The following is a 26,259-nucleotide window of genomic DNA, read 5'->3' as shown; positions in this document are numbered from 1 at the left end:
TTTCCCTTTATATTGAAAAGAAAATAAATCCCTTGTACCATTGAATGATATCGTAGCCGAAGAAATGCGCCGTTAATGCGCCAAGCGCAATCGCCGGCGCGAACGGCATCGGCTCGCGGCGCCGCACTTTGCCGAGCGCCATGCCGGCCAGTCCAATGATCGTCCCGTAAAAGGTAGAGAAAAAGAAAGCAAGCAGCACCGTTTTCCATCCTAACACAAACCCAAGCAGAGCAAACAGTTTAATATCGCCGCCGCCCATGCCGCCTTTGGAGATAACAGCGATGAAAAAAAGCAGCGAAAAGCCAGCGGCCGCGCCGATCAGCGCGTCCCGCCATGGAATGAACGGAATAAACAGCCGCTCAATGAGAAACAGAAAAGCAAAGGCAAGCAGCACTTTATCAGGAATGACCATATAGCGGATATCCGAGACAACGATAATCATCAACAGCGAAATGAGCGTCCAACTGACGAGCAATTCTTTGGACCATCCTATCAACAGCGGCGAAATCGTAAAAAGAAGCGCCGTCGACAGCTCGATAAACGGATATAACGGCGATATTTTTCCTCCGCATCCCCGGCACTTCCCGCCCTGCATCACATACGACACGACCGGAATCAGCTCCCGCGCTGCAAGCGTACGCTTGCAGCGTGGGCAATGCGAACGAGGGAAGACAATCGACTCTCCAACCGGCACGCGCAGACCGACGACATTAAAGAAAGAGCCAAGGAGGAGGGAGTATATAAAAATGAATACTTGTATCATTTCAAATCAAGCCATTATATATTATGATGGACTATCACGTACTCCAGAACGTTTTAAGTCATCTTCAGCGATAGGTCCCCCTGGCTTAGTTTGAACTCCTCGTTCTGCATTAATGAGTTTTACACTGTATGATAATTTGTTGTTCTCATTAGCTATCCTCACATATAAATTATTTTCATCATAACCATTCTGAGTTTTATCCGGATCTTTCACCGTTTCTAAATATCCATCATCCTCTAGCTGTTTTAATGTAATTTTTTTAGTGCTTTTATCTGCCGGAATCAAATCTTTATCCGACGTTACCGCGATTTTCGCCGCGTTAATCATTTGCTGCGCGTTTGCTACATGCGCGTCTTTTTTCGAGTTGTCAATCAGTCCCCCAATCGCTGAAATCGCAATCGCCCCGATAATCCCTAAAATGACGATGACGGCGAGCAATTCGATTAATGTAAGCCCTCGTTCGTTTTTCACCAATCGTTTCATCGCAACAATACCCCTCTCCCTATTTTTGTGTTTATCACACTTTTTTCCTAATAATTTTACATTATTTATGAATATATGAGAATATATTCCTTGCTACTTATTGCTGAATATGGTTAAAAACATCGTACATCGGTACGATAATCGAGGTGACAATCGTCCCGACAAGTCCTGCCAGCAGCACGATCATGAGCGGCTCGATGAGCGATTTGAGCCGGTCAGTGCCGGCGTCGACTTCCGCTTCATAAAAATCGGCGACTTCGGCCAGCATTGCGTCCAGCGATCCCGTTTCTTCGCCAATCGTAATCATTTGCGTCACCAGAGGCGGAAAAACAAGGCGGACTCCTTTCCTTCATTCCTCCTTCATCGCCGGATCAAACAGAAGAATCCCGCTTTGTCATCCGCCATGATAAATCAGTATTTATCAACCGTGGTGAAGGATTGCCGTTTGTGAAAAAGCTGTCTCTTGTCGTTGACAAGTTAGTGGTAAAATAAAACGACGCAGGAATGTTCTTTGAGTAAAAAAGAAAGGGAGCCTAAAAGCGAATGTTCAGGCTCCCTTTTTGTTTTACCATCTATTCTTTCCGCTTTCTCCATCGTTGGACGATTCCTCTCGGACAATCACCGTGATCGAATCTTTGATTTCTTTACCATCCTCCGTTTTCGCTTTGGCAATCGCGGTAATCGTCGAATATCCGACATCTTTGGCAACGATATACCAGTTGCCCTGCTGAAGGCGCGCTTCGACATATTCCGGAGCGGACGATTGTACAGAATCAAGGCGTTTATCTGTCGCATCACTTGGAATAAAGGTTAATTGCGATTCGATGTCAAGCTCTTCGCCTATCGTCATATATAAAACTTCCTGTTGGAAATGGATCTCTTTGAGCGGCACGAACGCATCAATGACCGTAATGGTAGCCTTTGCCGCCGCATTGCTGCCGTCTGTTGCTTCCACCGTAATCTCTACCGTTCCCGGCTGAACCGCTGTGACTGTTCCATTCAACACCGTCGCGACGTCCGGATTGCTCGAAATCCATTGCAGCATTTTATTCGTCGCATCGCTTGGCACGATCGTAACCGGAATTGTCTGCGTTTCGCCGATTTCCATCATCTGTTTATAGCTTCCTAATGTTAATTGGCGAATGAGCTTAATATACGTAAGCGATACAGTCGTAATGCCGTCCCCTTTCGTTAAACCGCCTTCCGCCTTCACGTATATTGTCGATGTTCCATCCGAAGTGATCGGAATTTCGTACGGCGAAGAAAGCGGCGTCCAATCGCTGCTTTGCTTTGAATTTTCGATTTTATATTCGTACGTAACGCCTTCCCCCACGACAAAACCGGTGATTTTTACGATCGGCGGTTCTGTGACGGTCGCGCCGCTTGCGACAGATTGGCCGCTTTCCGTCATGATTGACACGCGCGGTTTTACATATAGCGTTACCGTCTCATCGTTATTGTACGTGACGAGAAGAACGGAATCGTCGTCTTCCTTAAATTGCATCGCCTTTACTGGAAGCATCAACAATCCGTCATCGTTTGGATATTTCGTCATCCCAAGCAAATTGGTCGCTGAATCAAACGCTTGCCATTTTGTAATAAGGCCGCGGCTGTCCGCTTCATAATACATATCAAATGATTCATGCAAGCGGACTTTCATTGCAATCCGCTGCGAAGGAGGAGTTAAAGATGCCGTCCGCGCGCCGTATTTGCTGTCTTGGAACGAAACGACAGCCGGCGGCAAGCTGCCCTACTTTATACGAAATCGAAAACGTGATATAGGCATTTTCTTTTTTCTCATCGAGCCAAACGTCATCCGTCTCGACAATTTCTACGTTTCCGCCAAACGAGGTTAGCGGAATTTTCACTGTTCCGCTCAACGTCGGATCGGTCGCCAGCTTCGAGAACTCCTGGAAAATCTCTGTTAAGTTTTGCGGCGTCCCTTGCTTCGCTTGTCCGCCTGTCATTGCGGATAGCTTTTCTAAATAGCCCATGTCGACTTCTTGATGATTACCGAAGCCGATGGAATAGAGTACGATATTGTTCATGCCGAGATTCCTAGCAATATTGATTGCGTCCGTACGAATTTTCTCCTCTGTATCTTGATAATTTACATATCTTGATTGTTTAATTCCATGTTGCGAATAAGCTGTTCGCACGGCAGTTCGTCCGTCAGCTAGTAGTACATACTCAACATCTGCCATTTCTGTCCATGTAATTCCCAAAAAATCAAACGTGACTTTTTCTTTAGTTCTTAACACCGTCGGTATTCCATCAGTTAAAAAAATGATATATTTTTTTCGCGATGGATCATTAAAAAATGATTGCGTTGTTTGCAACGCCGCCGAATAGTTCGTTCCTCCGCCGGCATTAAAGCTGTTCGCCGTGCTGGCAATAAGATCTAATTGGTCTTTGACATCTTGTTTTGCAGAAAAAGGAACTACTTTATTAGCTACTACTGTATCGGAAAACGGAATCAGAGCAAAACGATCGTTCGGATTGGAGTTCGCTTTAAAATAATCAACAGCGGATTGAAGCGCACATTTAGCGCTTTGCAGCTTCATCAGCGTCATTGATCCCGACACGTCAAACACAAACACGACATCAATCGGAGGGCGAACGATGTTGTCCACTCTTCCTTTTGGGGTTAATGTTACATCCAATCTTCCTTGCGCATCCCCGTTCGGCGGCTTCGCGTATTCATTTTGCGGGGATGTAAAGGCAAAGTCTAAATCTGTGCTGCTTTGGGAATTTCTTTTCACGTATTCATAAGGGAGAGATGGGAAAGAAAAATATTCCCCGTTCTCTCGATAGGCATCAACGACAATTTTGTATGTTACCGTTTCTCCTTGCGCCGCCGGCCATTTGCCGATCATATCGAGCGAAAACGTATATTTTTTCTCGCCGTTTCGGTCGGCCGGCGCTTCGACCGCGTCTACGCGATAGCTTCTTACCGTTGTGTTTTCCTGTCCCTTTACGTTAATGCGGACAACAAAATGGCTGATCGTGTTTCCCTTTCCGTTCCCTTCCCCCGGGGATGTAGCCCATCCTTCAATTTTTTCATCCGTTACTAAAGTAATATTCCCTTCTTTTTTGCTATCTGCCCGTACAAATTGTGCATCGATATGTAAAAAGCCTAATATAATCACAAAAATTCCGATGAATGATATTCGCTTTCGCCACAATGCCGCACCTCCCCTTCCCCCTTCTAAAGTACTATTTTTCTTTTATTATACCAATGGCTTTCATGACAATGTTATTACTTTTTTAAAAACTTTCTCACTTCCGCAATAAAGTAAAGCGATCCGGTAATCAAGAAAAGAGCGTCGCCTCGTTTTTGTTTTTTCGTTTCTTTCATCCAGCCTTTCCAGTCGTCCGCCGTCGCTTTGTTCGGATGGTCGCACAGCTCAGCAAGCTGTTCGGCGGATGCAGCGCGCGGAAAATCGAACGAAGTAAACGTAATCGTTTCGGCGATTTCGGCAAGCGGCGGAATCATTTTATCAAGCGGTTTATCCTCCAACGCCGCAAATAACACGTGAATATCTTTATCGGGATAGTGCGAACGTACCGTATCAACAAGACTATGAATTCCTTCCTCATTATGAGCGCCGTCAATAATAATAAGCGGCTTATTGCTTACACGTTCGAATCGTCCGATCCATTTCGCCTTTTCCAGTCCTTCATAAATATGTTCTTTTTCAATCAAAAACGAATAGCACATCCGCAAATACTCCGCTGCCATCACCGCCAGCGCCGCATTTTGCACTTGATGTGCCCCGAACATCGTAATTTTTAAATCCGGATATTGCGAAAACGGCGTTTCCAGCGAAAAACGCTCTCCATCAGTGATCGGCACGTGCCGAACAATAAAAAAGTCCTCTCCAAGCCGATACGTTTTTGCTTTCAGCGATGCCGCTTTTTCCGAAATCACCGTCCAGGCTTCCGGCTGCTCGGCGCCGGTAATCAACGGTACACCTGATTTAATAATGCCTGCTTTTTCAAACGCGATTTTATCTAATGTTTCTCCCAAGATATTCATATGGTCATAGCCGATGTTGGTGATAATGGAAAGAATCGGATAAATGATGTTTGTTGAATCAAGACGGCCGCCAAGTCCTGCTTCTATAAGCACAACGTCTTGAATGTTCTTTTTCCCGAAATAATAAAGCATCATCGTAGTAATCACTTCAAATTCCGTCGGCGCGCCAAGTTCCGTTTGCTCCAGTTCCTCGACAAGCGGCTTGATCACTTGGACGAGTTTGACAATTTCTTTATCGCCAATCGGCTTGCCGTTGACGCTGATGCGTTCGTTAAATTGTTCGACATACGGCGAAGTAAACGTGCCGACAGAATAGCCTGCCGCTTGTAAAATATGGCGCAAATAGCTCACCGTTGACCCTTTGCCGTTTGTTCCCGCGATATGAATCGCCCTGATGCGGCGTTCTGGATGTCCGAGCTTTTCCATAAACCATTCCATTCGTTTTAATCCCGGTTTTATTCCTAAACGCAAACGTCCATGAATCCACTCTAGCGCTTCCTCATAGGTGCGAACCATTGGCATGTTCCTCCTTGTATGATGATAAGAAAAAGACGAATCCAAAATCATGGACTCGTCTTCATGATAAAAGAAGCAGCATTCCCTTGTCTATTTTTTTAATTCCGCCAGACGGGCGCGAACCGCTTCGCGTTTTTCTAAATAGTCTTTTTCTTTTCTCCGCTCTTCTTCAACGACATGCGCCGGGGCTTTGGAAAGAAATCCTTCGTTGCTTAGTTTCTTTTGCACACGTTCGACTTCTTTATTAAGCTTTTCCAGTTCTTTTTCGAGCCGCTTGATTTCTTCTTCGATATTGATAAGCCCCTCAAGCGGCAAAATCAATTCCGCACCGGTAACGACCGCGGTCATCGCCTTTTCTGCCGCTGGAATGTCGGTTGCAATCACAAGCTCGCTTGGATTGCAGAACCGTTCTAAATACGCACGGTTTCTCTCCAGCGTTGCCTGCACTTGTTCATCTTTTGCTTTAATGTGCAATTTAACCGGTTTGCTTAACGGTGTATTCACTTCAGCGCGAATGTTGCGGACCGCGCGGATAATATCAACAAGAAGACGCATTTCTTCCGCTGCTTTACGATTCGAAAGCTCAGGGCGCACTTCCGGCCATTTTGCAACTGTAATCGACTTTCCTTCATGTGGAAGGTGCTGCCAAATTTCCTCGGTAATGAACGGCATGAACGGATGAAGTAGACGCATCGTATTGTCCAACACATAGGCCAATACGGAGCGAGTCGTCTTCTTCGCTTCCTCATCGTCGCCGTAAAGCGGCAGTTTCGCCATTTCAATATACCAGTCGCACAAATCGTCCCAAATAAAGTTGTACAGCACGCGTCCGACTTCACCAAACTCGTATTTTTCAGCGAGTTTTGTCACTGTTTCGATCGTTTCGTTCAAACGAGTTAAAATCCAATGATCGGCAACGGTTTTTTCTCCGCTTAAATCAAGCTGATCGTACGTCATTCCGCCCATGTTCATCAGCGCGAAGCGAGACGCATTCCAAATTTTATTGGCAAAATTCCATGTGGCTTCGACTCTCTCGGTACTAAAGCGCAAATCTTGTCCCGGCGAACTTCCTGTTGCCAAGAAAAAGCGGAGCGAGTCGGCGCCGTACTGGTCGATGACATCCATCGGATCCACGCCGTTGCCAAGCGATTTACTCATTTTTCTTCCTTGCGAGTCGCGGACAAGTCCATGGATGAGTACATCTTTAAACGGCCGCTTGCCCGTAAATTCAAGACCTTGGAAAATCATGCGCGATACCCAGAAGAAAATGATGTCATATCCGGTGACAAGCACATCGGTTGGATAATAGCGTTTGTAATCCGGCGTCTGTGTATCCGGCCAGCCCATCGTTGAAAAAGGCCATAGGGCCGAGCTGAACCACGTGTCTAATACATCTGGGTCCTGCTCCCAATTTTCAATATCGGCCGGCGGTTCATGATCGACATAAATTTCTCCTGTTTCTTTATGATACCAAGCCGGAATGCGATGCCCCCACCATAATTGTCTAGAAATGCACCAGTCGCGAATATTTTCGAGCCAATGCAAATATGTTTTCTCAAATCGCTCCGGAACAAAATGTACTTTTCCTTCTGTTTTTTGCAGCTCAATCGCTGCTTCGGCAAGCGGCTTCATTTTTACAAACCATTGCGTCGACAAATACGGTTCCACCACAGCGCCGCTCCGTTCGCTATGGCCAACGGAATGCACATGCTCTTCGACTTTAAATAGCACGCCTTGTTCTTGCAAATCTTTCACGATTTGCTTGCGGCATTCAAAGCGGTCCAATCCTTGATATTGCAGGGCATTTTCATTCATCGTGCCGTCTTCGTTCATAACAAGGATGCGCGGCAAATTATGGCGGTTGCCGATTTCAAAGTCGTTCGGGTCATGCGCCGGCGTAATTTTCACCGCGCCCGAGCCAAATTCCATATCGACATATTCATCGGCGATAATCGGAATTTCCCGGCCGACAATCGGCAAAATCACCGTTTTGCCGATGAGATGTTGATAGCGCTCATCATCCGGATGAACGGCTACAGCGGTATCGCCGAGCATCGTTTCCGGACGGGTCGTTGCCACTTCGATGTATCCCGATCCATCGGCAAGCGGATAGCGCATATGATAAAGCGCGCCTTTTACTTCTTTATAAATAACTTCAATATCCGATAATGCCGTTTTTGTTACCGGATCCCAGTTAATAATGTATTCACCGCGATAAATAAGTCCTTTTCGATAAAGCGATACGAACACTTCGCGCACCGCTTTCGATAATCCTTCGTCTAATGTAAAGCGCTCGCGCGTATAATCGAGGCCAAGCCCCAATTTCGCCCATTGCTGGCGGATATGGTTCGCATATTCTTCTTTCCATTTCCACGTTTCTTCGAGAAACTTTTCCCGGCCTAAATCATAGCGGGACAGTCCTTGCTTGCGCAGTTTTTCCTCTACTTTTGCCTGTGTGGCGATGCCGGCGTGGTCCATTCCCGGAAGCCACAGCACATCATAGCCTTGCATCCGTTTCATTCGCGTAATAATGTCTTGCAGCGTCGTGTCCCATGCATGTCCTAAATGCAGCTTTCCTGTTACGTTTGGCGGCGGGATCACAATCGTAAACGGCTTTTTATCAGGATCACCTGTCGCTTCAAAAAATTTCCCGTCAAGCCACCATTGATATCGATTAGCTTCCACCGCTTTATGGTCGTATTTCGTAGACATCGCAATCTCTTTTTGCTCCATTGTGTTTTCCCTCCTTCTTAAAAATAAAAAACTCCTTTCATCCGGAAAAGGACGAAAGGAGACTCTTTCGCGGTACCACCTTTTTTCTTAAGCAAATCAAACTTGCTTAAGCGCTTCATTGCGATAACGGTCTGCGACCGGCTTCCTCTACTAGGCAAACACCGTTCAAAGAAGCAGCTCCAGGGCGACCTTCCAACGATAACTGTCCTAGGAAATCTCGCAGCTAATGATTTCCCTCTCTGAAGGCGTTATTCGTTGTACTCTTCCCTGTCTTCGCTTTTGGCTATTTTTCTGTTTATTATACTACCGAAAAATTTATTTCATCGTCAATCATCTTTGCCAAGTTTTTATTTATTTATTCCATCCATTCGTTTTTGGTGACAAAAAGATCGTCCAATCATATTTTATATATTAACGAAAAGAAGGAGGGACGGATCGATGAAACGATTTAATCCATATTCATGGCCACCATGGCTTCGCCAAGTGCGCGCCATCTGTGCGCAAGTCATCATTCCAATTACCATTTTTCAAGCCGTGCGTACCATTTTGTTACCGACGACGTTTGATGTCATCTTATTGGCCATTTTTGTGCTTATTGCTGTGGCTCTTCATCTGGAATGGATTTAGTGTTTTCCGTCTCGTTCTGCTGAACAAGATGCATGACGATGTATTCCATATTTTTCATCGCAAAATAATGACGCTGCAATTCAGCGACATATTCACGTTCGTTTTTTTCGGGCTTTCGTTTTGTTTCATATTCATCAATGCAGCGACAAAAAAAATGCGGTTGGGCAAGATGGCTGTAGAGAAAGGAGCGCTCCTCTTCCGTGAACGGCAATATTTCTTCATACTCTTTTACTCCTTCTGCCCATTCATTACTGACTGGCGGGAATGTACGCATATGATGGCGAAGCGCCATGACGATATCGAAAAGCGGCGAATTCCAGCTGGCCCGTTCCCAGCTAAAAAAATAGCGCTGTTCTTTTCCCGTTTCAAGATAATGAGAAAGCCGTGCTTTTCCGTGAATCCAGGCGATTCTCCATTTTTTTGTTTCCTTTATCTTTTCATACCATTTCTCTAGCTCCGTCTCCGCAAACCAATAGGCTTGCATGATTTCATAAAAATAGGCGCAGCATTGCAGTTGAAATGGCGACATATACCATGTATTTTCGCATTTTTCTATATAAGCTTGCAAAAAGGAACGCTGCTGTTTCCATTCCTTCTTTTTCTGCTCATAATAGGCGCTGATCTCTTCTTCGCGAACATCGATCTGCTTGAGCGACGTTTGGTGCAAATAAGCGAGAGTGCGGAAAAAAGAGCGAATTTGTTCGTGTTTTTCTTTTCTTTTCTCTATCGCAATCCACGGCATTAAATAATAATGCCGGCCATGCGAGACAAACGGCAAACCTTGCCTAGATAAATAAAGGGGAATCATTTGTTTTCCATACAGCATGTATGATTGCTGGACGGCCGCCATTTCCCTGGCGCTTGTTATTTCTTTTAAAGCAAATAGTCCGGCGTTCGCGTAGACTTTTTTTACTTTCCCGTAATCATCGACACGAAACGGCTTTAACCCGTATTGCTGCAAAATGGGAGCGTACATGCGGATGTGTTCTTCGTTCAAAAAAACGACCTCCCTCCACAAAAAGAAGTGAGGAATCATATTTCCCTCACTATAAAGGGCGGCTCCCCACCAGCGCCGGGATATATAACAATTGCCCTTCATGAATGTCTTCCGGGCTTTCCAATTGATTGACACGCAGCAGTTGCTGAACGGTTAAGTCGTACCGTTCGGCGATCTTGTCCAACGAATCTCCTTGCTGAACGATGCAGATTTTTACTCTCGTAAATTCCTCCGCTTGGTTTTTGGCAAATAGTTTTGTTAAATATAACGCATTTTCGCTTTTTACTTTTGTTTTTTCGTTTTCATCTTCTACTTCTTCCGTTTTGTTTTCATCATTTTCTTTGATGGCGCCGATCGACACTTTTGCCTCCTGCTGCGGTACAGCCGTTTCTTCTTCCATTTCGTTTTCTCCTACCACTTTATTTTCTTCTTTTTCTTCTACTACTTTATTTTCTTCTTCTGTCTGCACCGGTTCGTTTTCCATAAACGGCACCGCTGTTTCTTTCTTTTCCGCCGTTTGTTCCGCCGGATTTAACGGCACCACATTTTCTTCTTTGATTTTCTTTTCTTCCTTGAGTTTCTTTTCTTCTTTGAATTTCTTTTCTTTTCGATCAGCTGCTGCTTCCTCTTGCTCCTCATTCTGCTCTGCCAGCATGCCATCCGCAACAAAAACCGGCTCTTCTTCCGGCTGCTCGTTCCGCTGTTCATCTTCATATGCCTCTTTGCGCGCCACTACCTCAAACGGTTCAAACAACGGTTCGTCATCTTCTTCCGCAGCTGCCAAAGATTCCTGATGAAGCGGCACTTCGCTAATGCCGCTGATTGAAATATCCGCCGTCACTACCAATCTCCCATCTTCACTTAAATCATAGTCAAACGATTCGACTGTCACGTATACATCCTCTAAATGATGAATGCGGTTTTTTGGAATCGTAATATCGATGGGAAAACGGTGCGACAATTCGCTGATGCCGTCTTCACGCGTGGAAATGCGCTGAATAAATCGATGGCTGACAAAATCAAATGAATCTGTATCTATATCGCTCTCTTCCCCTTCCGCCATGCGAAATTCCCCGCTTAATTGCAAAGCCCCGCGAATCGTAATATATTGCTCGTATTCATCGACGGAGACGACCGGATCAAGCGAAATAGAAAGAAATTCGGCGACTTCCTGTCCTTTTTTAAACCAGACCGATTCCTCGAGGGAAAAACGCAAATACGATTGCTCCAACCGTGTTTCCTCCTTCCGTCCCTTTGCGAAATTTTTCTATGACATTATCCATTGTATGAAGGAAAAAGAAGCAGTATGAATAAAAAAACGGGTTGTCCCACCAAAAGTGGACAACCCGTTCGTTTATTTCCCTTCGCGAATTTTCGCAAATGCGCGTTCTGCCGCGGCGATTGTTTTTTCAATATCTTCCTCTGTATGTTCCGTGGACAAAAACAATCCTTCAAATTGCGACGGCGGCAGGAAGATTCCTTGTTCCGCCATTTCGCGATAATAGATCGCAAACATATCTAAATCGGATGTTTTCGCTTTTTCGTAGTTTATCACTTTTTCGTTTGTAAAGAAGAAACCAATCATCGAACCAGCGCGGTTAATTGTATGCGGGATTTCGTATTTTTCTGCCGCTTTGCGCAATCCTTCTTCCAATCGATCCGCTTTTTTGCGGAATTCATCGTATGTTTCCGGCGTCAGCTGAATCAATGTTTCATATCCAGCCGTCATGGCAAGCGGATTTCCCGATAAGGTGCCGGCTTGATAAACCGGACCGCTCGGCGCGACTTTTTCCATAATTTCCGCTTTTCCGCCGTACGCTCCGACCGGTAGTCCACCGCCGATGACTTTTCCAAGACACGTCAAATCCGGTTCAATGCCGAAATATCCTTGCGCGCAATGATAATCCACGCGAAAGCCGGTCATGACTTCGTCGAAAATAAGCAGCGCCCCATATTGTTTCGTAATGTCCCTTAATCCCTGCAAAAAGCCCGGAACCGGCGGAACCACACCCATGTTTCCAGCAACCGGCTCGACGATGACCGCAGCGATATCTTCGCCAAATCGTTCAAATGCGTAGCGGACGCTTTCTAAATCGTTGTAAGGAACAGTGATCGTATTTTGCGCTACCGCTTCTGGAACGCCAGGGCTATCCGGCAATCCAAGTGTCGCTACTCCTGAACCAGCTTTTATCAGCAGCGAGTCACCGTGACCATGATAGCTTCCTTCAAATTTAACAATTTTATTGCGCCCTGTGTAGCCACGTGCCAGACGAATCGCACTCATCGTTGCTTCCGTTCCGGAGTTCACCATCCGCACAATTTCGACGGACGGTACCCGCTCAATCACTAATTTCGCTAATTCGTTTTCAATTAATGTCGGTGCGCCAAAGCTCGTGCCGTTTTCCGTCACTTTTTTTAACGCTTCGACAACACGAGGATTCGCATGGCCTAAAATAAGCGGACCCCAAGATAACACATAATCGATATATTCATTGCCATCGATATCGTAAATTTTCGAACCTTTGCCGCGCGCCATAAAGATCGGTGTCATGCGGACGGATTTAAATGCGCGGACAGGACTGTTGACACCGCCCGGCAGCAGCCGAACCGCTTCTTCATACGCCGCTTTTGAACGTTCATAGCTTCGCATCTATTGGTTCTCCTTTCTACTCATTTAACCAGCGAGCCACATCTTTAGCAAAATACGTGATAATTAAATCCGCGCCGGCCCGCTTCATGCCAGTAAGCATTTCCATCACAATTTCTTTTTCGTTAATCCAGCCGTTTTGCGCCGCTGCTTTTACCATCGAATATTCGCCGCTGACATTATAGGCGACAAGCGGAAGATGGAAATGGTTTTTCATATCACGGATAATATCCAAATAAGCAAGCGCTGGTTTTACCATTAAAAAGTCGGCGCCTTCGCGTACGTCCGATTCCGCTTCCCTGAACGCTTCAAGGCGGTTGGCCGGATCCATTTGATATGTTTTCCGATCGCCGAATTGCGGCGTGCTATCTGCAGCATCACGGAACGGACCATAGAACGCGGATGCATATTTAATCGCATAAGACATAATCGGTACATGCGTAAATCCTGCTTCATCGAGTCCTTGGCGAATCGCAGCAACGAAACCGTCCATCATGTTCGAAGGCGCGATAATATCAGCGCCTGCCTGCGCCTGGCTGACCGCGGTTTTCACCAGCAATTCAAGCGATGGATCGTTTAATACTTGCTCGTTTTCGATCACGCCGCAATGTCCATGGCTCGTATATTCACATAAACATGTATCAGCAATGACAATGATATCTGGATAATTTGCTTTGATTTGGCGGATCGCCTGCTGGACGATCCCATGCTCACAATATGCTTGCGAACCGACTTCATCTTTTTCTGCTGGCACGCCGAAAACGATTACCGATTTAATGCCTAGTTGGACGACTTCGTCCATTTCTTCATTTAAGCGGTCAAGCGAAAATTGGTATATTCCTGGCATGGACGGTACTTCCCGTTTTACCCCTTTTTCTTCGACGACAAAAATCGGATAAATAAGGTCGTCTACATGCAGATGCGTTTCTCTTACCATCGCCCGTAAATTCGCTGTTTGCCGCAAACGGCGATGGCGATCAAATCGTAATGTCGCCATTTATTTTTCCCTCCATCGTTCGTTTTGCAAAATATTGTTCCATCTCTTTTATCATATCATCAATCGTATACTGATCCGGACAAATATGCACAGAAAGCCCCGCTTTTTCCGCTGTTTCCTTCGTAACAGGGCCGATGCAGGCGATCACGCAACCGCTAAGTAACGAAGCGATGTCTTCTCCTTCCATCATCCGCATAAAGCTTTGTACGGTAGAAGAACTTGTAAACGTGATCACATCCAGTTTTCTTTTCCGCAACAGATATAGCAATTGCTCTTTTCCTGATTCGTTCATTGATGTTTCGTATGCGATAAGGTCCGTTACGTCTGCTCCCATGTTGATCAGTGCATCTCGCAATACCGGCCTTGCTAAATTTCCTTTCACTAGAAGGATGCGGTCGCGCGGCTTAACAAGCGGTTTTAGCGCCTCAATAACCCCTTCGGCGACAAATTCATCAGGGACCACCGCTGGAGAAACACCATACGCTTTTAACGCCGCCGCCGTTTTTTTGCCGACTACCGCTACTTTTGGAAGCGGCGTTTCCTTTTTTACAAATGGGAAGAAAAACTTTACCCCGTTGGCGCTCGTAAAAATAAGCCAGTCATAATTAGCCAGATGACGGACGCACTCGGCAATCGTTTCCGGTTTAGAGGAAGGGGAAATAGAGATGAGCGGAATTTCAATCGGCGTTGCTCCCGCTTGGCGCAACTTTTCCGAGAACGTTTTCGCCTGCTCTTTTCCTCTTGTCACAAGCACCGTTTTCCCCATCAACGGACCGCTTGCCATTACCGATTCATCTCCTCTTTCACCCGCTCGATTAACACTTTCGCCCCTTGTTCGCTTAATAGGGCTGCCGCTTGGATTCCAACTTCCTCTGGATTCGTTCCGCTTACCATCTCTTTATATATTTCTTTTCCATCCGGCGATGCGACAAGTGCGGTTAACACGATGTCGTTGCGCTCATCAATATACGCATAGCCGGCGATCGGCACTTGACAGCTGCCTTCCATCTGCTGTAAAAAGGCACGTTCCGCCCGTACCGCCCGCTCGGTATTGACATCGTTTAATTTTTGCAACCACTCGCGCAGCTCGTCATCATTTTCGCGGCATTCCACCGCCAGCGCCCCTTGCCCAACGGCAGGAAGACATACATCGGTTGATAAATATTCGGTAATGACATCGCTTGCCCAGCCCATGCGCACCAATCCGGCCGCTGCCAAAATAATCGCGTCATACGCTTCACTTTCCAACTTTGCCAGCCTTGTATCAATGTTGCCGCGAATCCATTTAATGTTGACATCCGGCCGCTTAGCGAGTATTTGCGCAGACCGCCGCAAACTGCTTGTCCCGATGATTGCCCCGCTTGGCAGATCGGCAAACGTTTTTTTCTGTTTGCTGATGAGCACATCGCGATGATCTTCTCTTAGCGGCACGCAGCCGATCACCAAGCCTTTCGGCAGCAAAGCCGGCATATCTTTCATGCTATGTACAGCCATATCAATCTCTCTATCTAACATAGCTTGTTCAATCTCTTTCACAAACAGCCCTTTGCCACCGACTTTGGAAAGCGTCACATTGACAATTTTATCTCCTCTCGTGACAATTTCTTTTACTTCAAATTCAAACGGCGCTCCTAATCGTTTCAGCTGCTCAATCACCAAGTTGGTTTGCGTCAGGGCGAGTTTGCTGCGCCGCGATCCGACGATGATTTTCCGCATTTTGCACTCCTCCGTTATGAATCCCAAAAATGAAATCTCGATAAACTGCCGAATAAGAAAAAGTTTACCAATAAAAATAAAAACGAACCGATATTCCAAAGCGCAATCGCTTTTCCTTGCACTTGCTGGACAGCGCGCTTGTAAAAGTAAACGCTGTACACCGCCAGCACCAAAAAGGAGCCTAACACTTTAGCATCATACCAATGAAAATTTTCGACTTTGATATAGGCCCAGATGACTCCAAGAATTAATCCTAATAACAACATAGGCAATCCAAGCAAATTTAAAACATACGACATAAAATCTAATTTCGTTAAATCCGCCATCCGCCACAACCGTTTGCCCCATTTTTTCCGCTTTAATAAGCTATATTGCAGCATGTATAAGATCGAAAAGATAAATGAAAGCGAAAACGCCGCATACGCGAACAGCGTTATAGCAATATGGATAATAAGCAGCTCAGAAATGAGCCGCTCGGCAACAGCCGGTGACTGATGGTTTGGCGCAAACGTATGAATAGCCAAAATCAAAAAAGCAAGCACATTCGTGAAAAAAACGATAAAATCCACGCGCATGAACCGGTTAATGACCAAAGACAGCGTAATAAGCAGCCAGGCGTAAAAGTAAAGGCCTTCCGATATCGTTAAAACTGGAAAGCGCCCTGTCTGTATGATGCGAAACAAAAAAAAGAACGTTTGAAACAGCCAAACAATAGAAAGTAACCAGAAGGCGAGTTGATTCGCCTTCCGGTTATGTTGGAGAAAATCAATGAAGTATAAAAGTATGGACAGTACATACAGAATAATAGATAGCTCGTAAAACCGGGTCATGGTCATCTCTAACATATGCCAAAATCCTCTCTTATGACTGCAGAGACGGCATAGCGGCGCGTTGACCATCTGCTTTTCCTTGTTTTTGTTTTTGCTCCTCAACGGCATCCTCAATATTGAAAATTTTCATAAACAATTGCAACGCTTCTTCCGCATTTGGCTCTGCCGCCAGTTCTTTTGCCCGTAAAATCGGATCGCGCAGCAATTGGTTAATGATGCTTTTCGTATGCTTATTTAATACTTTACGATCCCGTTCCGATAAGTGCGGCAACTTCCGCTCGATGCTTTTCATCGTCTCGGCTTGAATCGCCAATGCTTTTTCGCGAAGCGCGGCAATCACCGGCACGACGCCAAGCGTCTGCAGCCATTGCTGGAAGGCGACAAGTTCCGTACCGATCATATTCCCGATTTGTCTGGCCGCTTTTTCGCGCTCTGCCAAATTCGCTTGCACAATTCCTTCTAAATCATCAATATCATATAAAAAGATGCTTTCCAATTCAGCAAGCGCCGGATCTAAATCGCGCGGGACGGCAATATCGACCATAAACAGCGGGCGGCCTTTTCTCATCTTGTCTAACGGAGCCATCATTTCTTTCGTAATGATATAGCCTTTTGCTCCTGTCGAGCTGATGACAATGTCGGCTTCAAGCAACGCACAAGACAGTTCGGAAAGCGATTTGGCCGTCCCGGAAAACTTTTTCGCCAGCTGCTCCGCTTTTTCGAGCGTGCGGTTGACAACGGTTACCTTTTTCACACCGTTGCCATATAAATTTTGTGCCGCCAACTCTCCCATTTTGCCGGCGCCGATAATTAAAACATGTTTGGAAGATAAATCGCCAAAAATCTTTTTGGCAAGCTCGACCGCCGCATAGCTTACCGACACCGCGTGCGCGCCGATTTCTGTTTCCGAATGGGCGCGTTTGGCAAATGTCACCGCCTGTTTGAATAAATGATTAAAAATCGTGCCGGTCGTTCCTGCCTCCTGAGCAAGAAGGTAGCTTGTTTTCACTTGTCCTAAAATTTGCGTTTCCCCTAAAATCATTGAATCGAGACCGGAAGCAACACGGAATAAATGCTCCACCGCTGCTTCATTTTCAAGCACATTTAAATACGGTGCAAGCGTGTCGAGGTCGATATGAAACCAGTCCGCTAAAAAAGCTTTTATATAATAACGGCCAGTATGCAACTGGTCGACAACGGCATAAATTTCCGTACGATTGCATGTAGACACGATTACATTTTCTAAAATGCTTTTTTGTTGCTGCAACTGCTTCATCGCATCAGCCAATTCCGGTTCGCTAAACGTCAGTTTTTCACGGATTTCAACAGGGGCCGTTTTATAGTTTATGCCAACGACAACTACATGCACGTTCTTTATACCCCCTTATTTTGTCAAATACGTAAAATATCTTTTACAATTATAACACATGTGTCTTTCTTCTTTGTGAAAAAAGTGTGAACATGGTAGAACGCATATGATAAACTTGATACTGTAATTATTGTATCATAAAAAAAGTTTGACAAGAAACTGGGAGGAACCGATGAAAAAACACGCGACGTTCTCTGGCATTATTCTTGTTGGACTGGGCGTTTACTTTTTGGTGAATCAGCTTCACTCCTCATTTTCACATCTTTTTCAAGATTGGCCGACGCTGTTAATGATTTTCGGAGCGGCGCTGATCGGCCAGGCGTATTCTGCCCGTGAATACCAACATCTTTTTCCAGGCATCCTTTTGTTTGGGTTTGGACTTCACATTTTATTTGTCCATTGGTTCAAACAATGGCCAAATCATATCGGCGTCTTTTTCTTTATCATTGCGATAGCGTTTTTCATTAGCTCCTTAAAAGTAAAAAACGGGCTTGGCCAAGGCTTCTTTTTTTTGGCATTAGCCTTTATTACATTGTTTTCCGAACAATTTCAGCCGCTGTTTTATATCGTCGAAACAGGCATCACATCGATTTGGAAATTTTGGCCGCTTGGGCTAATCCTTGTTGGTATATACATATTATTGGTAAAGCGGAAATAATCCATGCAAAAAACACCAGCTTGATGAACGCTGGTGTTTTTCTCGTGAACTACCCGCCACCTGCGCTTCGCTTAGAAGCGGGAGACTTCTTTCGGGATATGTTAAAGAAATCGCTCCAATGCCGCCCATGCTTCCTCTTTTCCTTGCCCTGTTTCCGCCGAAAACAAGATCAATTCATCTCCGTCTGCCATCTTCAACGTTTCGCGCACGACTTTTCTATGCTTCTGCCACTTCCCTTTTGGAACTTTATCCGCTTTTGTGGCAATAATGATCGTCGGAATATCATAATGCTTTAAAAACTCATACATCATGACATCATCTTTCGTCGGCGGATGGCGCAAATCAACGATCAGTACCACCGCGCGCAGCTGCTCTCGTGTCGTAAAATACGTTTCCATCATTTTGCCCCATGCTTCCCGCTCTGATTTCGACACTCGCGCAAAACCGTATCCTGGGACATCGACAAAGTAGAGCGACTCATTAATTAAATAAAAGTTTAATGTTTGCGTTTTTCCCGGTTTCGATGAGGTACGCGCCAAATTTTTCCGGTTCACCATTTTATTAATAAATGAAGATTTGCCGACGTTCGAACGCCCAGCGAGCGCAAACTCCGGCAAGTTGCCGGCTGGATATTGCTCCGGCTTTACCGCACTGATGACGATTTCCGCTTTGGTCACGTTCATGGCCGATCCCCTACCAACGCATGTGGCAATACTTCATCAAGATGGGAAACAAGAACAAATTGCAAATCTTTTTTTACCACATCAGGAATATCGTCTAAATCTTTTTCATTGTCCTTTGGCAAAATGACTTTTTTCAAGCCGGCGCGATGGGCGCTTAACGTTTTTTCTTTTAATCCGCCGATTGGGAGAACGCGGCCGCGCAGCGTGATTTCTCCCGTCATGCCAACAAAACGGCTTACCGGCCGGCCTGTTAAGGCGGAAATCAGCGCAGTTGCAATCGTAATCCCGGCCGATGGCCCGTCTTTCGGCACCGCGCCTTCGGGAACGTGAATATGAATATCGTATTTTTCATGAAACTCTGGATCGATGCCAAGCTGTTCGGCCCGCGAACGTACATAGCTAAATGCCGCTTGGGCTGATTCTTTCATGACATCGCCTAATTTTCCGGTCAGCACCAGCTTTCCTTTTCCCGGAGCCAGCGACACTTCAATCGATAACGTATCGCCGCCAAACGCTGTGTAGGCAAGCCCCGTCGCCACGCCGACTTGATCTTCCAATTCTGCCTGCCCGTAACGGTATTTTCTTTTGCCTAGAAATTCTTCAATATTTTTTTTCGTGATAATAACACGCTTTTTCTCTTCCGCGACAATCAGGCGCGCCGTTTTACGGCAAATCGCGGCCAGCTGCCGCTCCAATTCGCGCACCCCTGCTTCCCGGGTATAATGGCGGATGATATCAAGCATCGCCTCATCGCGGATTTGCAAAGCCGATTTTTTGAGTCCGTGCTCTTTCAGCTGTTTTGGCAGCAAATGACGTTTCGCGATTTGCAGCTTTTCCACTTCCGTATAACCAGGAATATGGATGACTTCCATCCGGTCTAAAAGCGGCTGCGGAATCGTCGTTAAGTTGTTCGCCGTCGCGATAAACATGACTTTCGATAAATCATAAGGTTCTTCAATGTAATGGTCGCTGAACGTATGGTTTTGCTCCGGATCGAGCACTTCCAAGAGCGCTGCGGACGGGTCGCCGCGAAAATCGCTCGACATTTTATCGATTTCATCAAGCAAAAATACCGGATTAATCGTCCCCGCTTTTTTCATTCCTTGAATAATCCGCCCTGGCATCGCGCCGACGTAGGTGCGGCGATGGCCGCGAATTTCCGATTCATCGCGGACGCCGCCTAAAGAAATGCGAACAAAGCGGCGGTTGAGCGCTTTTGCAATCGAACGAGCCAGCGATGTTTTTCCAACCCCCGGCGGCCCTGCCAAACAAAGAATCGGGCCTTTTAACGATTTCGTCAGCTGCTGCACAGATAAAAATTCCAGCACCCGCTCTTTGACTTTTTCAAGACCGTAATGATCTTCATTTAATATTGCCTCCGCTCGTTTAATATCGTGAATGTCTTCCGTCTGTTTCGACCACGGAAGGGCAATCAGCCAGTCTAAATAGTTTCGGATGACTGCGCTTTCCGCCGAGGTCGCCGGGATTTTTTCGTAGCGGTCCAGCTCTTTGAGCGCGGTTTCTTTTACATGGCTAGGCATGCCGGCCGCTTCGATTTTTTCTTTTAATGTTTCAACTTCCCCTGCTTTGCCCTCTTTTTCGCCTAGTTCTTTTTGAATCGCCTTCATTTGCTCACGCAGATAATATTCTTTTTGCGTGCGCTCCATCGACTGTTTGACGCGCATGCTGATTTTTTTCTCAAGCTGAAGAACTTCTTTTTCATTATGTAGAATTTGAATGATTTTATTGATTCTCTCTTTTATATCAATCGTTTCAAGAATACGCTGTTTTTCTTCAAGTTTCAGCGGCAAATGGGAAGCGATAATGTCAGCCATTCGTCCCGGCTCATCAATATCGACAATCGAAGCATAAATATCCGCAGATAACCGTTTCGACAAGTTTATGTACTGTTCAAAATATTCGAGCATCGTCCGTTTTAACGCTTCATCTTCTAAATCCTTTGCAGAACGATCAACAAATTTTTCCACTTTTACAACAAAATATGGTTCTTCGCTGACTACTTCGGTAATGAATGCCCGCGCCATTCCCTCCACTAACACGCGAAACGTTCCGTTCGGAAGCTTCAGCAGCTGTTTTACGCGAGCAAGCGTCCCCATTTTATACAAATCATCCATATCCGGTTCATCGACGGAAACATCTTTTTGCGATGTCAATAAAATGATATGATCCTCGACCATCGCCTGCTCAAGCGCTTTTACCGATTTCTCCCGTCCAACATCCAAATGCAATACCATCGTTGGAAAAACAAGCAATCCCCTTAGCGGCAAAAGGGGAACGACAAGCTCCTTTTTCTTCACCACGAACACCTCCATATCTCGCTTCTATTCGTCTATTGTATAGCACGGCAGTACAATTTGTAAAATTCCATGACGCAATTGAGCTCGATCTATTTCCTCACAAATCACTCACTATTTTTGGCAGACAAAACAGTCAGCCTAAAGGACGTTCTTCGTTCGCATGTGAAGACGGAAAAGCTATTCCTGAACAAAACGCCTAATGTCAAAATCCGCTTTTTCTTGTAAACCTCTTGTTTAAGAATATAATACAAAGAAAAACCGACTTCGACATCTTTTTTGTTTCGTCGAAGTCGTCACATTACGGTCACACGCTCTTCGTTTCGGAGCGATCAGCAGCCGCAGGAATAGCATCGTTCGGCAAGGCGGCCTCTTCGCCAAATACGTGCGAAAATACTTCCTCTAAACGGCGAACCGGAATGACTTCAATCCCTTCTACTTCCTGTAAAATCGACTGCATATTTTCGGCCGGAATGATTACTTTTTTTGCCCCAGCCTGTTTCGCCGCCTTGATTTTCGGAAAGATTCCTCCGACCGGCTTGACATAACCGCGAATGCTGATCTCCCCTGTCATGGCTATGGTACAATCAACAGGCAGCTGGTAAATCGCGGAATAAATTCCGGTCGCAATGGCAATTCCCGCCGATGGTCCGTCAATGGGCACCCCGCCTGGAAAATTCACATGGATATCATAGCGGTCCGCCGGCACTCCCATCGCCCGCAATACGGTGATGACATTTTCCGCCGACCCTCTTGCCATGCTTTTGCGGCGAATCGATTTTTCCCGGCTTCCGATGCTTTCTTCTTCGACGATGCCAGTGATATTGATGGTTCCTTTTTCTTTTGCCGGCAGTGCAGTGACTTCAATTTCCAAAAGTGCACCAGTATTCGGTCCGTATACCGCCAGACCGTTAACAATCCCGACTGACGGCGTTCCTGCAATTCTCTTTTCATACCGAGGTGACAATTGGCTCGAGTGGATGACCCATTCAATATCTTTATCTAAAATCTTTTCGCGGTTTTCGGAAATGGCAATCCCCGCAGCAATTTGCATGATATTGACCGCTTCCCGGCCGTTGCGCGCATAGGACGCAAGAGTACGAATTCCATTTTCCGACACTTTCAACCGTATTTTTTCCGCCGCCTTTTTCGCAATAAGCGCAATTTCATCTTGGTCCAGTTCGCGGAAAAATACTTCTAAACAACGTGAACGAATCGCTGGCGGAATTTCATTCGGCGTTCTTGTCGTCGCTCCTACAAGACGGAAGTCCGCCGGGAGGCCGTTTTGGAAAATGTCGTGGATGTGGCTCGGAATTTGTGGATTTTCCTTGCTGTAATAGGCGCTTTCAAAAAATACTTTGCGATCTTCCAATACTTTTAATAATTTATTCATCTGAATCGGATGAAGCTCGCCAATTTCGTCAATAAACAAAACTCCGCCGTGCGCATTGGTGACCGCGCCTTGTTTCGGCTGCGGAATGCCTGCTTGGCCCATTGCCCCGGCACCTTGATAAATTGGATCGTGCACCGAGCCGATTAACGGATCGGCGATGCCGCGTTCGTCAAATCGCGCTGTTGTGGCATCCAACTCGACAAATACGGCGTTTTTCTTAAATGGAGAAAGCGGATTTTTTTTCGCTTCTTCCAACACAAGACGGGCTGCTGCCGTTTTTCCAACGCCAGGAGGTCCGTAGATAATGACATGCTGCGGATTTGGGCCGCATAATGCCGCTTTAAGCGCTTTAATTCCATCTTCCTGTCCAACAATATCCTCAAAACTTTTCGGTCGCACTTTTTCCGCCAACGGCTCAGTCAGGGAAATGGACCGCAGTTTCCGCAGCTGCTCCATTTCTTTTCGGGATTCCTTGTCAATGGAAACTTTTTGCACCCGCTGGCTTTTCAGCAGATTCCAAAAATAAAGGCCGATAATAATCCCGAAAAACAATTGTATCAATAGCACAACGTTTGTCCAATTCATTTGCCGAAATCCTCCTGCCTTCAAATAGTATGTAGTATGATAGTATCTCCGCGAACAGGCAGGAATAAACAAAAAAAGAAACCGCCTTATCAATAAAGGCAGTTTCCTTCTGACTGATTATGCCGATGTTTTCCGTTCTTGTTCCACAACGGTGCCATCATGGCGAATTAATTTTGGCGGCTTATTATCGCGAACCGTTTCGAGCGTAATAATGCATTTTTGCACGTCTTCACGGGACGGAAGCTCGAACATGACATCAAGCATAATGCCTTCAATGATCGAGCGAAGGCCACGCGCCCCTGTTTTCCGCTCAATCGCTTTTTTCGCGATTTCTCGCAATGCTTCCTCTTCAAATTCGAGTTCGACTCCATCGAGCTCCAACATTTTTTGGTATTGTTTGACAATCGCGTTTTTCGGTTTTGTCAAGATATCGATCAGCGCTTGCTCATCAAGCGGCTCTAATGTAGTAATCACCGGGAGACGGCCGATAAATTCTGGAATCAATCCAAACTTTAATAGATCCTCCGGCAGCACTTTGGACAGTAAATTCTTCTCGTCCACGTCTGACTGCTGCATGTCAGCGCCGAATCCGATTACTTTTTTCCCTAGACGGCGCTTAATGATCGGCTCAATCCCATCAAACGCGCCGCCGCAAATAAATAAAATGTTCGTCGTATCAATTTGAATAAACTCTTGATGCGGATGTTTGCGGCCGCCTTGCGGAGGAACGCTTGCAATCGTCCCCTCTAAAATTTTCAGCAGCGCCTGCTGCACCCCTTCACCAGACACATCGCGAGTAATGGATGGATTTTCTGACTTACGGGCGATTTTATCGATCTCATCAATATAAATGATGCCTTTTTCCGCCCGCTCTACATCGTAGTCGGCTGCCTGAATCAGTTTCAGCAAAATGTTTTCTACGTCTTCCCCAACATATCCAGCTTCCGTCAGCGATGTCGCGTCGGCAATCGCAAACGGCACGTTCAAAATGCGCGCCAATGTTTGTGCCAGCAGCGTTTTTCCGCTTCCTGTCGGCCCGATCATTAAAATGTTGCTTTTCGATAATTCAACATCATCGATTTTACTGCCGGAATTAATGCGCTTATAGTGGTTGTAAACGGCCACCGCCAGCGATTTTTTTGCCTCATCCTGGCCGATGACATATTCATCTAAAATTTCGCGAATTTCCATCGGCTTCGGCACATCTTTAAATTCGAATTCTTCTTCATTGCCCAGCTCTTCTTCCACAATTTCCGTACAAAGCTCGATGCACTCGTCACATATGTATACGCCTGGTCCGGCAACGAGCTTGCGGACTTGATCTTGCGTCTTTCCGCAAAACGAACACTTCAATTGCCCTTTCTCATCATTAAATTTAAACATTTGTTTCACCCCTTGCTCCAAAATCGCACCACTTGTATGTATTTTATTTCCTTTGCAAAACTTCGCCGACAAAACTTATGTATTCGTCATTTTATCATAAATTATCCTCAAAAGGCTAATGAAAAAAAATATAATTCGTTAGAAAAATTAGAAAATTTTTTATCACGCCCCATTTTTTGTTATAAAGAACAAGGCACGAACGTCTCGCGCCTTGTTCCTCTATACTATATTATGCCGCAACTTTGCTATGCTCTACAAGAAAATCAACCGTTTTGCGCCATTTTAAATCTTCTTTGACGCCTTCTAGGCTTCCTAATAGCTCTTTTAATTTTCCGACTTCCAAATTATAGGCTTTCGCCATTTTTTCCAATTCTTCGTTGACTTCTTCTTCTGTTACTTCAATATTTTCTGCCTTTGCGATTGCTTCAAGCGTCAAGGCAACGCGGACGCGTTTTTCGGCATCTTCTTTCATTTGCTCGCGCAAAGCTGCTTCGTCTTGGCCAGAGAATTGATAGTAAAGGTCAAGGTTAAGCCCTTGCATTTGCAAACGTTGATCAAATTCGCGCAACATACGGTCGGTTTCATTTTTTATCATCACTTCTGGAATATCAATTTCGGCATTTTCCGCTGCTTTTTCGACCAACGCGTCGCGCAGCGCTGCTTCCGCTTCATTCTTTTTCGCTTCTTCCAGTCTTTTGCGGATTTTTTCTTTTAATTGTTCCAGCGTTTCTACTTCATCGTCTACATCTTTGGCAAATTCATCGTCTAATGCCGGAAGACGTTTTTCTTTTACTTCATGCACTTTTACCTTAAATGTTGCCGGCTTGCCTGCCAACTCTTTCGCATGATATTCTTCCGGGAATGTCACTTGAATTTCTTTTTCTTCTCCTGCTTGCATGCCGATCAACTGATCTTCAAACCCCGGAATGAATGTGCCAGACCCGATTTCGAGCGAGTAGTTTTCCGCTTTGCCACCTTCAAACGGCTCGCCGTCAACAAATCCTTCGAAGTCGATTACTGCGGTGTCGCCGTTTTCAATTTTGCCATCCTCTTTGACGACAAGCTCTGCATAGTTTTCTTGCAGACGTTTTAATTCATTTTCTACATCTTCATCGGTCACTGCCGTATCCATTTTTTCTACTTCTAATCCTTTATATTGACCTAATTTCACTTCCGGCTTCACTGTTACTTTTGCTTTAAAAATAAGGTTTTTTCCTTTTTCCATTTGCTCAATATCAATCTCCGGAATATCAACAGGCTCAATTCCTGCTTCTTCGACCGCTTTGGCATATGCTTCCGGCAATAAAATGTCTAATGCGTCTTGATATAAAGCTTCGACACCAAAGCGTTTTTCAAAAATCACGCGCGGCACTTTGCCTTTGCGGAATCCTGGAAGTGTAATATTTTTCACTACCTTTTTAAATGCTGCATCCAAGCCTTCATTTACTTTTTCTGCATCCACTTCAACCGTAAGAACGCCCTCGTTTCCTTCGAGTTTTTCCCATTTGACTGACATAATATTCCC

The 26,259-nt window shown here is 45.5% G+C and carries 19 protein-coding genes, 2 pseudogenes and 1 other annotated feature; of the genes and pseudogenes, 2 read left to right on the top strand and 19 right to left on the bottom strand.

From position 1 onward, the window contains the following. Positions 1–7: 7 nt before the first annotated feature. The 6 genes and pseudogenes from HT574_RS11965 to HT574_RS11940 form a co-directional block, all read right to left on the bottom strand. The gene (locus tag HT574_RS11965) at positions 8–763 is read right to left on the bottom strand and encodes a prepilin peptidase (RefSeq protein WP_175244774.1); all 756 of its coding nucleotides are present in this window, start codon (positions 761–763) and stop codon (positions 8–10) included. Positions 764–784: 21 nt separating this feature from the next. Beyond that, on the bottom strand, positions 785–1,246 hold the full coding sequence (locus HT574_RS11960) for a pilus assembly FimT family protein (RefSeq protein ID WP_175244773.1): 462 nt from the start codon (positions 1,244–1,246) through the stop codon (positions 785–787). Between the two features lie 97 nt (positions 1,247–1,343). Then, a pseudogene (locus HT574_RS11955) lies at positions 1,344–1,574 on the bottom strand (type II secretion system F family protein); the annotation flags it as partial. A 237-nt stretch (positions 1,575–1,811) separates the two neighbouring features. Next, positions 1,812–4,431 (bottom strand): annotated as a pseudogene (locus tag HT574_RS20645) (VWA domain-containing protein). A 74-nt stretch (positions 4,432–4,505) separates the two neighbouring features. Next, positions 4,506–5,801 carry a bifunctional folylpolyglutamate synthase/dihydrofolate synthase gene (locus HT574_RS11945; RefSeq protein ID WP_175244772.1) on the bottom strand — a complete coding sequence of 432 codons (1,296 nt, stop codon included), beginning with the start codon at positions 5,799–5,801 and terminating at the stop codon, positions 4,506–4,508. A 90-nt stretch (positions 5,802–5,891) separates the two neighbouring features. Continuing rightward, positions 5,892–8,534, bottom strand: a complete 2,643-nt coding sequence (locus HT574_RS11940) for a valine--tRNA ligase (RefSeq protein ID WP_175244771.1) — start codon at positions 8,532–8,534, stop codon at positions 5,892–5,894. A gap of 44 nt (positions 8,535–8,578) precedes the next feature. After that, positions 8,579–8,817, bottom strand: a binding site (T-box leader). Between the two features lie 155 nt (positions 8,818–8,972). On the opposite strand from HT574_RS11940, the gene HT574_RS11935 reads away from it, so the two are divergent. Then, entirely contained in the window at positions 8,973–9,161 is a 189-nt protein-coding gene (locus HT574_RS11935; RefSeq protein WP_017435495.1) for a hypothetical protein, read from the top strand. Here the strand turns inward: HT574_RS11935 and ysxE are convergent. The 8 genes from ysxE to hemA form a co-directional block, all read right to left on the bottom strand. Then, entirely contained in the window at positions 9,127–10,137 is a 1,011-nt protein-coding gene (ysxE, locus tag HT574_RS11930; RefSeq protein ID WP_175244902.1) for a spore coat protein YsxE, read from the bottom strand. The two genes, HT574_RS11935 and ysxE, sit on opposite strands and share 35 nt — an antisense overlap. A gap of 70 nt (positions 10,138–10,207) precedes the next feature. Continuing rightward, a complete protein-coding gene (gene spoVID, locus HT574_RS11925; RefSeq protein WP_175244770.1) occupies positions 10,208–11,389 on the bottom strand; it encodes a stage VI sporulation protein D in 1,182 nt (393 codons plus the stop codon). Between the two features lie 123 nt (positions 11,390–11,512). Then, the gene (gene hemL / locus HT574_RS11920) at positions 11,513–12,808 is read right to left on the bottom strand and encodes a glutamate-1-semialdehyde 2,1-aminomutase (RefSeq protein WP_017435492.1); all 1,296 of its coding nucleotides are present in this window, start codon (positions 12,806–12,808) and stop codon (positions 11,513–11,515) included. 16 nt (positions 12,809–12,824) lie between these two features. Continuing rightward, positions 12,825–13,802 carry a porphobilinogen synthase gene (gene hemB, locus HT574_RS11915; RefSeq protein WP_017435491.1) on the bottom strand — a complete coding sequence of 326 codons (978 nt, stop codon included), beginning with the start codon at positions 13,800–13,802 and terminating at the stop codon, positions 12,825–12,827. Then, positions 13,783–14,586, bottom strand: coding sequence for a uroporphyrinogen-III synthase (locus HT574_RS11910; RefSeq protein ID WP_175244769.1), 804 nt, complete (start codon positions 14,584–14,586; stop codon positions 13,783–13,785). Before HT574_RS11910 ends, hemB begins: the two co-directional genes overlap by 20 nt. Further along, entirely contained in the window at positions 14,586–15,518 is a 933-nt protein-coding gene (gene hemC / locus HT574_RS11905) for a hydroxymethylbilane synthase (protein WP_175244768.1), read from the bottom strand. The genes HT574_RS11910 and hemC overlap by 1 nt, the downstream gene beginning before the upstream one ends. 14 nt (positions 15,519–15,532) lie before the next feature. Next, on the bottom strand, positions 15,533–16,363 hold the full coding sequence (ccsA, locus tag HT574_RS11900) for a cytochrome c biogenesis protein (protein ID WP_175244767.1): 831 nt from the start codon (positions 16,361–16,363) through the stop codon (positions 15,533–15,535). 16 nt (positions 16,364–16,379) lie between these two features. Beyond that, the gene (hemA, locus tag HT574_RS11895; RefSeq protein ID WP_042406502.1) at positions 16,380–17,717 is read right to left on the bottom strand and encodes a glutamyl-tRNA reductase; all 1,338 of its coding nucleotides are present in this window, start codon (positions 17,715–17,717) and stop codon (positions 16,380–16,382) included. A 172-nt stretch (positions 17,718–17,889) separates the two neighbouring features. On the opposite strand from hemA, the gene HT574_RS11890 reads away from it, so the two are divergent. Further along, positions 17,890–18,375 (top strand): LiaI-LiaF-like domain-containing protein, encoded by a 486-nt coding sequence (locus HT574_RS11890; RefSeq protein ID WP_175244766.1) that lies wholly within the window; start codon positions 17,890–17,892, stop codon positions 18,373–18,375. A gap of 101 nt (positions 18,376–18,476) precedes the next feature. Here HT574_RS11890 and yihA read toward each other — a convergent pair whose 3' ends face one another. The 5 genes from yihA to tig form a co-directional block, all read right to left on the bottom strand. Next, positions 18,477–19,058, bottom strand: coding sequence for a ribosome biogenesis GTP-binding protein YihA/YsxC (yihA, locus tag HT574_RS11885; protein ID WP_042406505.1), 582 nt, complete (start codon positions 19,056–19,058; stop codon positions 18,477–18,479). Continuing rightward, on the bottom strand, positions 19,055–21,391 hold the full coding sequence (gene lon / locus HT574_RS11880) for an endopeptidase La (RefSeq protein WP_175244765.1): 2,337 nt from the start codon (positions 21,389–21,391) through the stop codon (positions 19,055–19,057). The genes yihA and lon overlap by 4 nt, the downstream gene beginning before the upstream one ends. A 289-nt stretch (positions 21,392–21,680) precedes the next feature. Beyond that, a complete protein-coding gene (gene lonB, locus HT574_RS11875; RefSeq protein WP_175244764.1) occupies positions 21,681–23,351 on the bottom strand; it encodes an ATP-dependent protease LonB in 1,671 nt (556 codons plus the stop codon). Between the two features lie 117 nt (positions 23,352–23,468). After that, a complete protein-coding gene (clpX, locus tag HT574_RS11870; RefSeq protein WP_017435482.1) occupies positions 23,469–24,734 on the bottom strand; it encodes an ATP-dependent protease ATP-binding subunit ClpX in 1,266 nt (421 codons plus the stop codon). Positions 24,735–24,963: 229 nt separating this feature from the next. Beyond that, entirely contained in the window at positions 24,964–26,250 is a 1,287-nt protein-coding gene (tig, locus tag HT574_RS11865; protein ID WP_175244763.1) for a trigger factor, read from the bottom strand. Between the last annotated feature and the right edge of the window lie 9 nt (positions 26,251–26,259).

The sequence above is a fragment of the Parageobacillus sp. VR-IP genome, from assembly GCF_013357975.1.
Classification (GTDB): Bacteria; Bacillota; Bacilli; order Bacillales; family Anoxybacillaceae; genus Saccharococcus; species Saccharococcus caldoxylosilyticus.
The sequence above is the reverse complement of the archived record's forward strand: the minus strand, read 5'-3'. Positions and strand labels throughout refer to the sequence as shown.

What these genes read in the sequence shown, in the direction of transcription:
- HT574_RS11965 (WP_175244774.1), bottom strand. Translation starts at nt 763, where the DNA reads ATGATACAAGTATTCATTTTTATATACTCCCTCCTCCTTGGCTCTTTC.
- HT574_RS11960 (WP_175244773.1), bottom strand. Translation starts at nt 1,246, where the DNA reads ATGAAACGATTGGTGAAAAACGAACGAGGGCTTACATTAATCGAATTG.
- HT574_RS11945 (WP_175244772.1), bottom strand. Translation starts at nt 5,801, where the DNA reads ATGGTTCGCACCTATGAGGAAGCGCTAGAGTGGATTCATGGACGTTTG.
- HT574_RS11940 (WP_175244771.1), bottom strand. Translation starts at nt 8,534, where the DNA reads ATGGAGCAAAAAGAGATTGCGATGTCTACGAAATACGACCATAAAGCG.
- HT574_RS11935 (WP_017435495.1), top strand. Translation starts at nt 8,973, where the DNA reads ATGAAACGATTTAATCCATATTCATGGCCACCATGGCTTCGCCAAGTG.
- ysxE (WP_175244902.1), bottom strand. Translation starts at nt 10,137, where the DNA reads ATGTACGCTCCCATTTTGCAGCAATACGGGTTAAAGCCGTTTCGTGTC.
- hemL (WP_017435492.1), bottom strand. Translation starts at nt 12,808, where the DNA reads ATGCGAAGCTATGAACGTTCAAAAGCGGCGTATGAAGAAGCGGTTCGG.
- hemB (WP_017435491.1), bottom strand. Translation starts at nt 13,802, where the DNA reads ATGGCGACATTACGATTTGATCGCCATCGCCGTTTGCGGCAAACAGCG.
- HT574_RS11910 (WP_175244769.1), bottom strand. Translation starts at nt 14,586, where the DNA reads ATGGCAAGCGGTCCGTTGATGGGGAAAACGGTGCTTGTGACAAGAGGA.
- hemC (WP_175244768.1), bottom strand. Translation starts at nt 15,518, where the DNA reads ATGCGGAAAATCATCGTCGGATCGCGGCGCAGCAAACTCGCCCTGACG.
- ccsA (WP_175244767.1), bottom strand. Translation starts at nt 16,363, where the DNA reads ATGTTAGAGATGACCATGACCCGGTTTTACGAGCTATCTATTATTCTG.
- HT574_RS11890 (WP_175244766.1), top strand. Translation starts at nt 17,890, where the DNA reads ATGAAAAAACACGCGACGTTCTCTGGCATTATTCTTGTTGGACTGGGC.
- yihA (WP_042406505.1), bottom strand. Translation starts at nt 19,058, where the DNA reads ATGAACGTGACCAAAGCGGAAATCGTCATCAGTGCGGTAAAGCCGGAG.
- lon (WP_175244765.1), bottom strand. Translation starts at nt 21,391, where the DNA reads ATGGAGGTGTTCGTGGTGAAGAAAAAGGAGCTTGTCGTTCCCCTTTTG.
- lonB (WP_175244764.1), bottom strand. Translation starts at nt 23,351, where the DNA reads ATGAATTGGACAAACGTTGTGCTATTGATACAATTGTTTTTCGGGATT.
- clpX (WP_017435482.1), bottom strand. Translation starts at nt 24,734, where the DNA reads ATGTTTAAATTTAATGATGAGAAAGGGCAATTGAAGTGTTCGTTTTGC.
- tig (WP_175244763.1), bottom strand. Translation starts at nt 26,250, where the DNA reads ATGTCAGTCAAATGGGAAAAACTCGAAGGAAACGAGGGCGTTCTTACG.